The sequence below is a fragment of the Streptomyces sp. CB01201 genome (genome assembly GCF_002803085.1).
GTDB lineage: Bacteria > Actinomycetota > Actinomycetes > Streptomycetales > Streptomycetaceae > Streptomyces > Streptomyces hundungensis.
The window spans coordinates 20869-33270 of the sequence record NZ_NNBJ01000004.1; the positions used below are offsets into that span (position 1 = coordinate 20869).

Below are 12402 nucleotides of genomic sequence, written 5' to 3' on the forward strand. Positions count from 1 at the left end.
CCGTATTAGTCCTCCCCGGCGCAGGAGAGTCGCCGGTGGCCTACGGCCAGTTGGCGGGCCGACGTCACGGAAGAGGGGTGGCAGATGCAGAAGCCGTCGTGCACCGACGCCGACCAACGACTCCTGGCCGCGCTGCGCGACTGCGCCGCGGATCCGCGGGTGGCCGCCGCCGCCCGCGCCCTGTCCTTCGCGGGCGAGCACGGCGCGCTCTGGCTCGCGGCCGGCCTCGGCGCGGCCGCCGCCGACCGCGACCGGCGCGGCGCCTGGCTGCGCGGCACCGCCCTGGTCGCCGTCGCCCACCTGGCCAGCATGGGCGTCAAGCGCGTGGTGCGCAGGCCCCGGCCGCACCTGCCCGCCGCCGAGCCCCTGGTGCGTACCGCCGGGCGGCACTCCTTCCCCAGCTCGCACGCCAGCTCGGCCGCGGCCGCGGCCGTCGCGTTCGGCGCGCTGCGGCCGGCCGGGGCGCGCCTGGTGCCACCGCTGGCCGCCGCGATGTGCGTGTCCCGGCTGGTCGCCGGGGTGCACTACCCGAGCGACATCGCGGCCGGCGCGCTGCTCGGCGGTGTCACCGCGCGGGCCGGCGCCGCCTGGATGCGCAAACCGCTCGAAGGGGAGCGCCGATGACCGAGCCCGGCGCGGCACTCCTCGACGAGGGCGGCACCCCGGCGGCTCCGGCCGCCCCCGCGGCCCGGCGGCTGCTCGCACTGCCCGGTGCCCTGGTGCGCACCGCGCGGCCCCGCCAGTGGATCAAGAACGTGCTCGTGGTGGCCGCCCCGGCCGCCGCCGGCCGCCTGGCGAGCCCGTACGACATCGCCCAACTCTCCTTGGTCTTCTGCCTGTTCACCATGGCCGCCTCGGCGGTCTACCTCATCAATGACGCCCGCGACGCCGAGGCGGACCGCGCGCATCCCGACAAGTGCCGCCGCCCGGTCGCCGCCGGAGAGGTGCCGGTGGGCGTCGCGTACGCGACCGGCGCGGCGCTCGCCGTGCTCGCCCCGCTGGCCGCCGCGCTGACCTGCAACGCGATGACGGCCACCCTGCTCAGCGGGTACGTCGTCATGCAACTCGCCTACTGCGTCAAGCTGAAGCACGTCCTGGTCGTCGACCTGGTCGTGGTCACCGCCGGATTCCTGATGCGGGCGATGACCGGCGGGGTCGCGCTCGGCATCCCGCTGTCCCGCTGGTTCCTGATCACCGCCGGGTTCGGCGCGCTGTTCATGGTCTCCGCCAAGCGGTACTCCGAGGCCCTCCAGATGGAGGGGCGCGGCGGCGCCACCCGCGCGCTCCTGGACGCCTACACCACCGGCTATCTGCGCTTCGTGTGGCAGCTCGCGGCCGGTGTCGCCGTGCTCGCGTACTGCATGTGGGCCCTGGAGGCGGGCGGCATGGAGGGCGGATCGCTGCTGCCCTGGCGGCAGTTGTCGATGGTCCCCTTCATCGGCGCGATCCTTCGCTACGCCGTCTTCGCCGACCGGGGCAGCGCGGGGGCGCCCGAGGACGTCGTCCTGCACGACCGGGCGCTGGCCGTCATCGGCCTGGTCTGGGTCACGCTGTACGCGCTCGCGGTGGCCGACCTGTGAGCATCGCCAAGTCCGAGGTGATCGGCTTCGCGCTGGCCGGGATCTGTGCGTACGCCGCCGACCTCGGGCTCTTCGTGTGGCTGCGCTCGGGGCTCGGCTGGGACCCGATCACCGCCAAGTCCCTCTCCTTCGTGGCCGGTTGCACGGTCGCCTACCTCGGCAACGCGTTCGGCACCTATCGCGGACGCCGGGTCGGCTGGCGCGAGTACACGGTGTTCTTCGCCGTCAACATCGCGGGCGCCGTCGTCCAGCTGCTCTGCATCGGTGTCTCGCACTACGGTCTCGGGTTCACCTCACCGCGCGCCGACACGCTCTCCGGAGCCGTGTTCGGCATGGCGCTCGCGACCTGTCTGCGCTTTTGGGGGACGAGGACGCTGGTCTTCGGCGGGCAGCCGGAAGGATTGCCTCCGGAACGACACAGCCGAGCTGAAGAGGGTAGTCGTACGTCATGGACTGGCTGAAGAAACTTCCCGTCGTCGGGCCCTGGATCACCCGGCTCATGCGGACGCACGCCTGGCGTTCGTACGAGCGGCTCGACCGGGTCTACTGGTCCCGGCTGGCCGCCGCCATCACCTTCATCAGCTTTCTGGCGCTGTTCCCGCTGCTGACGGTCGGCGCGGCCGTCGCGGCCGCGCTGCTCTCCGGCGACCAGGTGCACAAGCTCCAGAACACCATCGCCGAGCAGGTCCCCGGCATCTCCGACCAGCTCGACCTCCAGGCGCTCATCGACAACGCCGGCACCGTCGGCATCGTCGCGGGCGCCCTGCTGCTCTTCACCGGCATCGGCTGGATCTCCCAGATGCGCGGCTGCCTCCAGGTCGTGTGGGAGATGGAGGAGGCGGACGCCGACGAGAACCCGGTGCTGCGCAAGCTCAAGGACGGCGGCATCCTGCTCGGCCTCGGCGCCGCCGGACTCGCCTCGGCGGCCGCCTCGTCCGTCGGCTCCACCGCGGTCGGCTGGGCCGCCGACAAGCTCGGCATCGACCAGGGCGGCGCGGGCGGCGTGCTGCTGCGCGTCGCGGCGATCGCCGTCGCCGTCCTCGCCGACTTCCTGCTGCTGCTCTACGTCCTGACGCTGCTGCCCGGCGTGAACCCGCCGCGCCGCCGCCTGATGGTGGCGGCCCTGCTCGGCGCGGTCGGCTTCGAATTGCTCAAGCTGCTGCTCGGCGGCTATATGAAGGGCGTCGCCGCCAAGAGCATGTACGGGGCCTTCGGGGTGCCCATCGCGCTGCTCCTGTGGATCAACTTCACGGCGAAGCTGCTCCTGTTCTGCGCCGCGTGGACGGCCACCCCGTCCAAGGAGGACGACCCGGCCCTGGCCGAGGAGGACGCCCCCGAACTCATGGAGGACGACGGCCCCGGCCTCACGGCGTCCTGACCGGCCGGCGCCGATGTACGGGGCCCACGGCGTCCTGACCGGCCGGCGGCGATGTACGGGGCTCAGCGCTTCCTGAGCGGCCAGCGGCGGTTGATGAGGAACACCGCACCCGAGATCAGAACCAGCGCGCCGCCCGTGATCCCGAGCGCCATGCCGACCCCGCCGCTCTCGGCCTCGGCAGCGTGGGCCGGCCGCCCGGGCCGGTTCTTCGAGCCGCTCTGCGCGCCGCCCGACGCGGTGTCCCGGTTCGCCGTCGCGGACTTGGGCGGCACCAGCTCACCGACCGGGGTGACCTTCCCGCTCGACGCGAATCCCCAGTCGAGCAGCCGGGCCGCCTCCTTGTAGACGGCCTGGCTCTCGGTGGACTCGGGGTTCATGACGGTGACGAGCAGCACCTTGCCGTTGCGCTCGGCGACCCCGGTGAAGGTGGCGCCCGCGTTGGTGGTGTTGCCGTTCTTGACGCCCGCGATGCCCTTGTAGGGGTTGAGCCCGAAGTCCCCGGTCAGCAGCCGGTTGGTGTTCTGGATCTCGAACATCTCGCGCTTCTTGTCCTTGCCCTCGGCGCCGGGGAACTTCGCGGTCGCCGTCGCGCAGTACTCGCGGAAGTCCTTGTTCTGGAGTCCCGCACGGGCGAACAGGGTCAGGTCGTACGCGCTGGAGACCTGGCCCGGGGCGTCATAGCCGTCCGGCGAGACGACCCGGGTGTCGAGCGCCTGGAGGTCGTCCGCCTTGCGCTGCATGTCGGAGACGGTCTGGGCCACCCCGCCGTTCATCGACGAGAGCACGTGCACGGCGTCGTTGCCGGAGCGCAGGAACACCCCGAGCCAGAGGTCGTGCACCGAGTACGACAGGTTCTCCTTGACCCCGACCAGGCTGCTGCCCGTGCCCATCCCGGACAGGTCCGCCGCGGTGACCGTGTGCTGTTCGCTCCGGTCGAACTTGGGCAGCACGGTGTCCGCGAACAGCATCTTCAGGGTGGAGGCGGGCGGCAGCCGCCAGTGCGCGTTGTGCGCGGCGAGCACCTGCCCGCTCTCGGCGTCCGCGACGATCCAGGACCGTCCGGTCACCTCCTTCGGCAGCACCGGCGCGCCGGCGCCGAGCCGCGCCTGGGTGCCCGCCTCGCCGAGCTGGTCACCGCCGACCTTGGACATGCCGGTCGGGGGCGCGTCATTGCGCTTGCCCGGCGCGCCGGGCGTGGCGGAGGCGGCCGGCTTGTCGTCCCGGGGCACCGCCGCGGCGGGGACCGCGGCGAGCGCGGGCAGCGTGGCCGCGGCGGCCACGACGACGGACAGGGCGAGCCCGGCGGGCCGCTGCGGGACGCGCCGGCGCGAGGCGCTCTTCTTCACGTTCAGGGCAGACACGTCCGAGAACGTACAGGCTGCGGGCACGGATCGGATCATCGTACGGATGACCCGCCGACAGCTCCCACCCGGCCGGGGGTGTCCTGACGACCGGCGAACGCATTCAGCTACTTCGCGGGCGTCGTGGAATGCCCCGCCCGGTCCTCGCTGTTCACCCGGTTCACCCGGTTCACCCGGTTCGCCCGGATCCCCCGAAGCCCGATGACCCCGATGACCGTCCCGAGGACGAACGAGACGATCGCGAGCGTCAGGTGGACCCAGAAGTACGCCGTGGGGTGGCCGTCGTCGAAGGCGAGCCCGCTCGCGTCCGCCCACAGGTTCTTGGCGAAGGTCACCCAGACCACCCAGGACCAGGCCCCGAACGCGAGCAGGAACCAGGAGACGCGGCGGCTGAGCTTCATGGGGGAGGTCCTTCGGGAGGGGGTGGGGCACGGCGTGCACTGCCAGTATCGAACCGGCCGGGCGGGGCCCGGTGGGCGGGGTTCCGTTCGCCGGTCCGGTCGTGGCGTGAACGCTCGGCTACGGAGAGCTGCGTCACGCTCGGCTAACAAGTAGCTGTGAGCGGAAGGTTGACCCTTCCACAATGTGAAGGTCGTGTGATTGGGTGAGCGTCATCACAGGCGCAGCGTGCTGATTCCGCGCGTCTGGCAGGGTGGGGCGTTCCGAGGAGAGCACGGCGATGCGGTCGATCCGTATGCGAATTATGGCGATTGGTGCGGCCGTGGTGGTCGCCGGAGTGGGCGGCTGGCAGCTGTTGCCGTCCGATCAGGCGAAGAAGGACCCCATAGCCGTCGGCACGACCGACGTCATCACCTCGCTCGACCCGGCGGGCGCGTACGACGCGGGCTCCTGGGCGATCTACAACAACGTCTACCAGTCGCTGCTCACCTTCCGGCAGGGCAGCACCACCCCGGTCCCGGACGCGGCCAAGAGCTGCGCCTTCGTCGGGCAGAAGCTGACGACGTACCAGTGCGTGATGCGCGACGACATCAGCTTCTCCAGCGGGCGCAAGATGACCGCGGAGGACGTGAAGTACTCCTTCGACCGGATGCTGAAGATCGCCGACAAGCTGGGCCCCGCCCCGCTGTTCTCGATGCTCGGCTCGGTGCAGGCGCAGGGCGACACGGTCACCTTCAACCTGAAGAGCAAGGACGCCACGTTCCCGTCCAAGCTCGCCACCGGTGCGGGCTCGATCGTCGACAGCAGCCAGTACCCGGCGAACGCCCTGCGCAAGGACGACTCGGTCGTCGGCTCGGGGCCCTATCTGCTCAAGGAGTACAAGAAGGACGCCTCCGGGGCGCCGGTCAGCGCGAGCCTTGAGCCCAACACCGGCTACAAGGGCGCGGTGACCAAGCAGGGCATGCCCATCACCGTCCGGTACTTCGCCGAAGCCGACCAGCTGAACGCGGCCTGGCAGGCCAAGCAGGTCGACGTGGCGCACCGCGAGATGCCGCCCCAGGTGCTCGCCAAGCTCTCGCCCGGGGCCGACGTGCGGATCAGCACCTCGCCCGGCTACGACATCCGCCAGCTCACCTTCAACCTGAAGTCGTCGAGCCCGGTCTCCAAGACCAAGGTCCGCGAGGCCGCGGCCGCTCTCGTCGACCGGGCGGCGCTCGCCTCCAACGTCTACCTCGGCACCGTCGACCCGCTGTTCTCCGTGATCCCACAGGGCTTCACCGGCCACAGCACCGCCTTCTTCGACGCCTATCCGAAGCCCGATCCGGTCAAGGCGAAGAGCCTGCTGCGGTCCGCGGGCGAGTCGCTGCCGGTCACGTTCAACATGGCGTACCGCAAGCTCGGCGCGAACGGCGCGGAGGCCGAGCAGATCAAGACGCAGCTGGAGAAGGACGGCCTGTTCAAGGTCAACCTCATCGCCGAGCCGGACTGGCCGAAGATGCAGCAGAACTACGCCGAGGGCAAGTACGACGCGTACACCGCCGGCTGGCTCGCCGACTTCCCGGACCCCGACAACTTCGGCGCGCCGCTCGTCGGCACGGGCAACAGCCTGCACAACAACTACTCCGACAAGACCGTCGACGATCTCATCAAGAGCACCCAGGAGTTCACCGACCGCGGCCGGGCGGCCGACGACTTCAAGGCGATCCAGGAGAAGGTCGCCCAGGACGTCCCGCTGATCCCGCTGTGGCAGGGCAAGAACTACGTCCTCGGCAACAAGGACGTCAGCGGCTCGCAGTACCTGTCGGACGGCACGGGCGTGTGGCGCCTGTGGGAACTCGGCTGGATCTGAGTTCCGGCCCCCGGCCGGGGGCGCCCGCGTTGGCCCAAAGGGCTGCTGTCCGGGCGCCCACCGGTTCTGTTCCATTGACCGCGCACGGACACGCTGCTTCCGTCGGGGGATGCGCCTTTCCCGTCGTACGCTGCTGAGCTCACTCGCCGGATCGGCCCTCGCCCTCGGGGCGGGCACCGAGGCCGGGCACGCCGCCGAGGCCGGTGGAGCGGCCGGCCCGGGGCCCGCCGCCCGGGCCCTGGCCCGGCTGCTGCCGGACCATCGCGATCAGGTCACCTTCCGTACGCTCGCGCCGGCCGCCGGCCGGGACCGCTTCCGGGTCTCGGGCGGGACCGGCGAGATCCTGGTGGAGGGCAGCACCCCGGCCGTCCAACTCACCGGATTCCACCGGTACTTGAGACAGATCGCGCACGCCCACATCTCCTGGGCGGGCGAGCAGACCCGGCTGCCCCGGCTGCTCCCCGCGGTGCCCTCGCCCCTCACGAGCACGGCCAACGTCACCCACCGGTTCGTCTTCAACGACACCAACGACGGCTATACCGGGCCCTACCACGACTGGTCCTACTGGGAGCGCGAGCTCGACGTCCTGGCCCTGCACGGCTACAACGAGGTGCTCGTCTACCTCGGAGCCGACACCGTCTACCACCGCACTTTCCTCCAACACGGCTACCGCGACGCAGAGTTGCGCAGCTGGCTCCCCGGGCCCGCGCACCAGCCGTGGTGGCTGCTCCAGAACATGTCCGGCTTCGGCGGCCCGGTGTCCCGACAACTCCTCGATCAACGGGCCGAGTTGGCGACCCGGATCGTCCACCGCCTGCGCGAGCTCGGCATGACCCCGGTGCTGCCCGGCTACTTCGGCACGCTCCCGCCCGGCTTCGCCGACCGCAACCCGGGCGCGCACGTGGTGCCACAGGGGATCTGGGGAGGCTTCGCCCGGCCCGACTGGCTGGACCCGCGCTCCGAGCACTTCGCCCGGATCGCGGCCACGTTCTACCGCGTCCAGGACGAGCTGCTCGGCGCCACCACCATGTACAAGATGGACCTGCTGCACGAGGGCGGCACCCCCGGTGACGTGCCGATCGGCGCAGCCGCCCGAGCCGTCGAGAAGGCGCTGCGCACCGCGCACCCCGGGGCGATCTGGAGCATCCTCGGCTGGCAGCAGAACCCGCACAAGGAGATCATCGAGGCGGTCGACAAGACCAAGCTGTTCGTCGTCGACGGCCTCTCCGACCACTACCCCTCGGTGACCGACCGCGAGGCGTCCTGGGAGGGCACCCCGTACGCGTTCGGCTCCATCTGGAACTTCGGCGGCCACACCGCGATGGGCGCCAACACCCCCGACTGGGCTTCCCTGTACGAGAGTTGGCGCACCAAGCCGAACAGCGCGCTGGACGGCATCGCGCTCATGCCGGAGGGTGCCGACAACAACCCCGCCGCCTTCGCGCTCTTCTCCGACCTGCCCTGGACGGACGGCCCCGTCGATCTGGAGGAGTGGTTCGAGCAGTGGCCGCGCTACCGGTACGGCGCGAGGGACCGGCACGCGACCGAGGCGTGGGACGTGCTGCGCCGCACCGCCTACGGCACCACCCGGGCCGACTCCTGGAGCGAGGCCGCGGACGGCCTCTTCGGCGCCCGGCCCGACCTGAAGGCCACCTCGGGCGGCTTCTGGTCCCCGCCCGCGCTCCGCTACGACGCGGCCGGGTTCGCCGAGGCCCTGCCGGCCCTGCTCGCGGTCTCCCCGAACCTGCGCGGCTCGTCGGCCTACCGCTACGACCTCCTCGACGTGACCCGGCAGACCCTCTCCAACGAGTCCCGCCGGCTGCTCCCGCGCATCCGGGACGCCTTCGAGAACGCCGACAAGGACGCGCTCGCGGCACTGACCGGGGAGTGGCTGCGCGATCTGGCCCTGCTTGAGCGGGTGGTGGCCACCGACCGGGGCCATCTGCTCGGCCGCTGGATCGCGGACGCGCGCTCCTGGGGCGGCACCGCGCAGGAGATGGACCGCCTCGCCCACGACGCGGTGTCGCTGCTCACGGTGTGGGGTCCGCGCGCGGCGGCCAACGGCGGCACCCTGCGCGACTACGCGAACCGCGAGTGGTCGGGCCTGGTCGGCGGCCTCTACACGCTGCGCTGGCGCACCTACTTCGACACTCTGACCGCCTCGCTGACCACGGGCCGCCCCCCGGAGCCGGTCGACTGGTACGCCCTGGAGGACACCTGGGTGCGCACCCACCCCGCGTACGGGACCGAGCCGAAGGGCGACATCGTGAAGGTGGCCCGAGAGGTCAGGGAGGCCCTGGACCTCTGAACCACTTCTGAACCGACTCTGAACTCACCCTCCCGGAGCCCTACTTGGCGGACTTCCGGGAGGCGGCGGCCTGGGACATCCCCGGCAGGAAGTCCGTGAACAGCTCGTGCACCTCGTGCACGAGCGGCCGCAGCACCCGGAACCGGGCGAGGGCGATGCCCCGGGTGGTGAGCTTGGCCCCCCGGGCCGCGAGCCGGTAGCTCCGCTCGCGGTCGGGGGAGCGGTCGAAGACCCAGTACAGGACCAGCCCCATCTGGGACAGCCACATCAACTCGGGCAGTACGTCGACGAGTTCGGCCGGCACCTTGGTCTTCGTGCCGGCCAGCACCTCCCGGTGCACGGAGATCGCCTCCTGCCGCGCGTGCTCCGACTCCGCGGAGAACGGGCTGAGCGGGCTGTCCGGGTCGGCCGCGTTCTTGAAGAACTGCGCCGCGAACTCGTGGTACGGCGACGCGATGTCCAGCCACACCCGCAGCACCCCCGCGAGCCGGGCCTCCAGGTCGGTCTCGGTGTCGAGCACCTCGCGCACCGCCGCCTGGTGCTCGGCCGCGATCCGGTCGTAGAAGCCCTGGATCAGGTGCTCCTTGCCGGCGAAGTAGTAGTACGCGTTCCCGACCGAGACCCCGGCCTCCTGCGCGATCACCCGCATCGTGGTCTTGTCGTACCCCCGCTCCTGGAAGAGCCGCATGGCGGTCTCCAGAATGAGAGTGCGGGTCTGCTCCCCCTTGGCGGGCCGGGACCCCACCGCCTCGGAATCCGTCTCGTCACGCGCGTTCTCTGCCACGGCAAGAGCCTAATCGGCCAGGCGGTCGGGGCGACGTGAGGGTTCGGGCGGACATCTCGTGCCTCCCGTGGCTGTGCTGGTCGAGGCCGTCATCGTAGGACGGACAGGCCCCCCGGCGGGGATCACCGCGCGTTCACCCGTACGTGCGAGAGGGCCCCGCACCCGGAAGCGAACTTCCGGGTGCGGGGCCCTCGGGCACATGCCGGGATCAGAAGCGGCGCGTGATCAGGGCGCGCTTGACTTCCTGGATCGCCTTGGTGACCTCGATGCCACGGGGGCACGCGTCGGTGCAGTTGAACGTGGTGCGGCAACGCCACACGCCGTCCTTGTCGTTGAGGATCTCCAGGCGCTGCTCGCCCGCCTCGTCACGGCTGTCGAAGATGAAGCGGTGCGCGTTCACGATCGCGGCCGGGCCGAAGTACTGGCCGTCGTTCCAGAAGACCGGGCAGGAGGACGTGCACGCCGCGCACAGGATGCACTTCGTGGTGTCGTCGAAGCGCTCGCGGTCCTCGGGGGACTGGAGACGCTCACGCGTCGGCTCGTTGCCCTTCGTGATGAGGAAGGGCATCACGTCGCGGTACGCCTGGAAGAACGGCTCCATGTCCACGACCAGGTCCTTCTGGACCGTGAGGCCCTTGATGGCCTCGATGGTGATGGGCTTGGAGGGGTTGATGTCCTTGATCAGCGTCTTGCAGGCGAGACGGTTCTTGCCGTTGATGCGCATGGCGTCGGAGCCGCAGATGCCGTGCGCGCAGGAGCGGCGGAAGGTCAGGGACCCGTCCAGCTCCCACTTGATCTTGTGGAGACCGTCGAGCACGCGCTCCTTCGGGTCGATCTCCAGCTGGAAGTCCTCCCACGTCGCTTCCTCGGAGATCTCCGGGTTGAAGCGGCGGATGCGGAAGGTGACCGTGATGTAGGGCGAGTCCGCGAAGCCGGGCTCCGGCGCGCCTGCCGTGTCGGCCTTGTCCAGGGTCGGGGTTGCCATCAGTACTTACGCTCCATCGGCTGGTAGCGGGTCTGGACGACGGGCTTGTAGTCGAGGCGGATCGAGTCCTTGCCGCCGTCCGCGACCTCGCGGTACGCCATGGTGTGGCGCATGAAGTTGACGTCGTCGCGGTTCGGGTAGTCCTCGCGGTAGTGACCGCCGCGGGACTCCTTGCGCGCCAGGGCCGAGACGGCCATGACCTCGGCCAGGTCGAGCAGGTTGCCCAGCTCGATGGCCTCCAGGAGGTCGGTGTTGAACCGCTTGCCCTTGTCCTGGACGGACACGTTGCGGTAGCGCTCGCGCAGCTCGCCGATCTTCTCGACCGCGGTCTTGATCGTCTGCTCGGTGCGGAAGACCATGACGTTGGCGTCCATGGTCTCCTGGAGCTCCTTGCGGATGACCGCGACGCGCTCGGTGCCGGTCGCCGACAGCAGGTTCTCGACCTGCGCCTGGACCTGCGCCGCCGGGTTCTCGGGGAGCTCGATGTAGTCCGCGGTGTGCGCGTACTCCGCCGCCGCGATGCCCGCGCGCTTGCCGAACACGTTGATGTCCAGGAGCGAGTTGGTGCCCAGGCGGTTGGCGCCGTGCACGGAGACACAGGCGACCTCGCCGGCCGCGTACAGACCCGGGACGACCGTGGTGTTGTCGCTGAGGACCTCGCCCTGGACGTTCGTCGGGATGCCGCCCATGGCGTAGTGCGCGGTGGGCTGGATCGGGATCGGGTCCGTGTAGGGCTCGATGCCGAGGTAGGTGCGCGCGAACTCCGTGATGTCCGGGAGCTTGGCGTCGAGCTGCTCCGGCGGGAGGTGCGTCAGGTCGAGGTAGACGTGGTCGCCCTCGGGACCGCAGCCGCGGCCCTCGCGGATCTCCGTGTAGATGGAGCGCGAGACGACGTCACGGGACGCGAGGTCCTTCATGACCGGCGCGTACTTCTCCATGAAGCGCTCGCCGTCCTTGTTGCGGAGGATGCCGCCCTCACCGCGGGCGCCCTCCGTCAGCAGGATGCCCATGCGCCAGATGCCCGTCGGGTGGAACTGGAAGAACTCCATGTCCTCCAGGGGCAGTCCGCGGCGGTAGCACGCGGCCTGGCCGTCACCGGTCAGGGTGTGCGCGTTGGAGGTCACCTTGAAGAACTTGCCGGTGCCGCCCGAGGCGTAGATGACCGACTTCGACTGGAAGACGTGGATCTCGCCGGTCGCCAGCTCGTAGGCGACGACGCCGGCGGACTTCTTGACGCCGTCCTCCTCGACCAGGAGCTGATCGAGGACGTAGAACTCGTTGAAGAACTCCACGCCCTCCTTGATGCAGTTCTGGTAGAGCGTCTGGAGGATCATGTGGCCGGTGCGGTCGCCCGAGTAGCAGGCACGGCGGACCGGGGCCTCGCCGTGGTTGCGGGAGTGACCGCCGAAACGGCGCTGGTCGATCTCACCGGCGGGCGTGCGGCCGAACGGCAGGCCCATCTTCTCCAGGTCGAGGACCGCGTCGATGGCCTCCTTCGCCAGGATCTCGGCGGCGTCCTGGTCGACCAGGTAGTCGCCGCCCTTGATCGTGTCGAAGGTGTGCCACTCCCAGTTGTCCTCCTCCACGTTGGCGAGCGCGGCGGCCATGCCGCCCTGCGCCGCGCCCGTGTGGGAGCGGGTGGGGTAGAGCTTCGTCAGCACGGCGGTGCGGCTGCGCTTGGTCGACTCGATGGCCGCGCGCATACCGGCGCCGCCGGCGCCGACGATGACGGTGTCGTACTTGTGGATCTTCATCGTT

General features: G+C 70.6%; 11 protein-coding genes. 6 read left to right on the forward strand and 5 right to left on the reverse strand.

Annotation, left to right across the window (positions count from 1 at the left end; genetic code table 11):
- Positions 1-84 precede the first annotated feature (84 nt).
- From CG740_RS10235 to CG740_RS10250, 4 genes are read left to right on the forward strand one after another with little or no spacing between them, the layout of a single operon-like run.
- Positions 85-624, forward strand: a complete 540-nt coding sequence (locus tag CG740_RS10235) for a phosphatase PAP2 family protein (RefSeq protein WP_100574729.1) — start codon at positions 85-87, stop codon at positions 622-624.
- Complete coding sequence (locus CG740_RS10240; protein ID WP_100574730.1) at positions 621-1580, forward strand: decaprenyl-phosphate phosphoribosyltransferase; 960 nt, start codon at positions 621-623, stop codon at positions 1578-1580. Before CG740_RS10235 ends, CG740_RS10240 begins: the two co-directional genes overlap by 4 nt.
- Positions 1577-2041, forward strand: a complete 465-nt coding sequence (locus tag CG740_RS10245) for a GtrA family protein (RefSeq protein ID WP_100574731.1) — start codon at positions 1577-1579, stop codon at positions 2039-2041. The genes CG740_RS10240 and CG740_RS10245 overlap by 4 nt, the downstream gene beginning before the upstream one ends.
- Positions 2029-2958: a YihY/virulence factor BrkB family protein gene (locus CG740_RS10250; RefSeq protein ID WP_100574732.1), complete on the forward strand. Its 930-nt coding sequence runs from the start codon at positions 2029-2031 to the stop codon at positions 2956-2958. Before CG740_RS10245 ends, CG740_RS10250 begins: the two co-directional genes overlap by 13 nt.
- 62 nt (positions 2959-3020) lie before the next feature.
- Here the strand turns inward: CG740_RS10250 and CG740_RS10255 are convergent, their stop codons facing one another.
- Both CG740_RS10255 and CG740_RS10260 read right to left on the reverse strand, forming a co-directional pair.
- Positions 3021-4358 carry a D-alanyl-D-alanine carboxypeptidase family protein gene (locus tag CG740_RS10255; protein ID WP_100574733.1) on the reverse strand — a complete coding sequence of 446 codons (1338 nt, stop codon included), beginning with the start codon at positions 4356-4358 and terminating at the stop codon, positions 3021-3023.
- 68 nt (positions 4359-4426) lie between these two features.
- Positions 4427-4720 carry an SCO4848 family membrane protein gene (locus CG740_RS10260; protein ID WP_100574734.1) on the reverse strand — a complete coding sequence of 98 codons (294 nt, stop codon included), beginning with the start codon at positions 4718-4720 and terminating at the stop codon, positions 4427-4429.
- Between the two features lie 278 nt (positions 4721-4998).
- On the opposite strand from CG740_RS10260, the gene CG740_RS10265 reads away from it, so the two are divergent.
- Both CG740_RS10265 and CG740_RS10270 read left to right on the forward strand, forming a co-directional pair.
- The gene (locus tag CG740_RS10265) at positions 4999-6567 is read left to right on the forward strand and encodes an ABC transporter substrate-binding protein (RefSeq protein ID WP_100574735.1); all 1569 of its coding nucleotides are present in this window, start codon (positions 4999-5001) and stop codon (positions 6565-6567) included.
- A gap of 109 nt (positions 6568-6676) precedes the next feature.
- Positions 6677-8875, forward strand: coding sequence for an alpha-N-acetylglucosaminidase (locus tag CG740_RS10270; RefSeq protein ID WP_100574736.1), 2199 nt, complete (start codon positions 6677-6679; stop codon positions 8873-8875).
- A 40-nt stretch (positions 8876-8915) separates the two neighbouring features.
- On the opposite strand, the gene CG740_RS10275 is transcribed toward CG740_RS10270, so the two are convergent.
- The 3 genes from CG740_RS10275 to sdhA form a co-directional block, all read right to left on the reverse strand.
- Positions 8916-9659: a TetR/AcrR family transcriptional regulator gene (locus CG740_RS10275; RefSeq protein ID WP_376212181.1), complete on the reverse strand. Its 744-nt coding sequence runs from the start codon at positions 9657-9659 to the stop codon at positions 8916-8918.
- Positions 9660-9867: 208 nt separating this feature from the next.
- A complete protein-coding gene (locus tag CG740_RS10280) occupies positions 9868-10644 on the reverse strand; it encodes a succinate dehydrogenase iron-sulfur subunit (protein WP_100574737.1) in 777 nt (258 codons plus the stop codon).
- Positions 10644-12398, reverse strand: a complete 1755-nt coding sequence (gene sdhA / locus CG740_RS10285) for a succinate dehydrogenase flavoprotein subunit (RefSeq protein ID WP_100574738.1) — start codon at positions 12396-12398, stop codon at positions 10644-10646. Before sdhA ends, CG740_RS10280 begins: the two co-directional genes overlap by 1 nt.
- Positions 12399-12402 lie beyond the last annotated feature (4 nt).

Coding starts and splice junctions, on each gene's coding strand:
- CG740_RS10235 (WP_100574729.1), top strand. CDS start 85: ATGCAGAAGCCGTCGTGCACCGACGCCGACCAACGACTCCTGGCCGCG.
- CG740_RS10240 (WP_100574730.1), top strand. CDS start 621: ATGACCGAGCCCGGCGCGGCACTCCTCGACGAGGGCGGCACCCCGGCG.
- CG740_RS10250 (WP_100574732.1), top strand. CDS start 2,029: ATGGACTGGCTGAAGAAACTTCCCGTCGTCGGGCCCTGGATCACCCGG.
- CG740_RS10255 (WP_100574733.1), bottom strand. CDS start 4,358: ATGATCCGATCCGTGCCCGCAGCCTGTACGTTCTCGGACGTGTCTGCC.
- CG740_RS10260 (WP_100574734.1), bottom strand. CDS start 4,720: ATGAAGCTCAGCCGCCGCGTCTCCTGGTTCCTGCTCGCGTTCGGGGCC.
- CG740_RS10265 (WP_100574735.1), top strand. CDS start 4,999: ATGCGGTCGATCCGTATGCGAATTATGGCGATTGGTGCGGCCGTGGTG.
- CG740_RS10270 (WP_100574736.1), top strand. CDS start 6,677: ATGCGCCTTTCCCGTCGTACGCTGCTGAGCTCACTCGCCGGATCGGCC.
- CG740_RS10280 (WP_100574737.1), bottom strand. CDS start 10,644: ATGGCAACCCCGACCCTGGACAAGGCCGACACGGCAGGCGCGCCGGAG.
- sdhA (WP_100574738.1), bottom strand. CDS start 12,398: ATGAAGATCCACAAGTACGACACCGTCATCGTCGGCGCCGGCGGCGCC.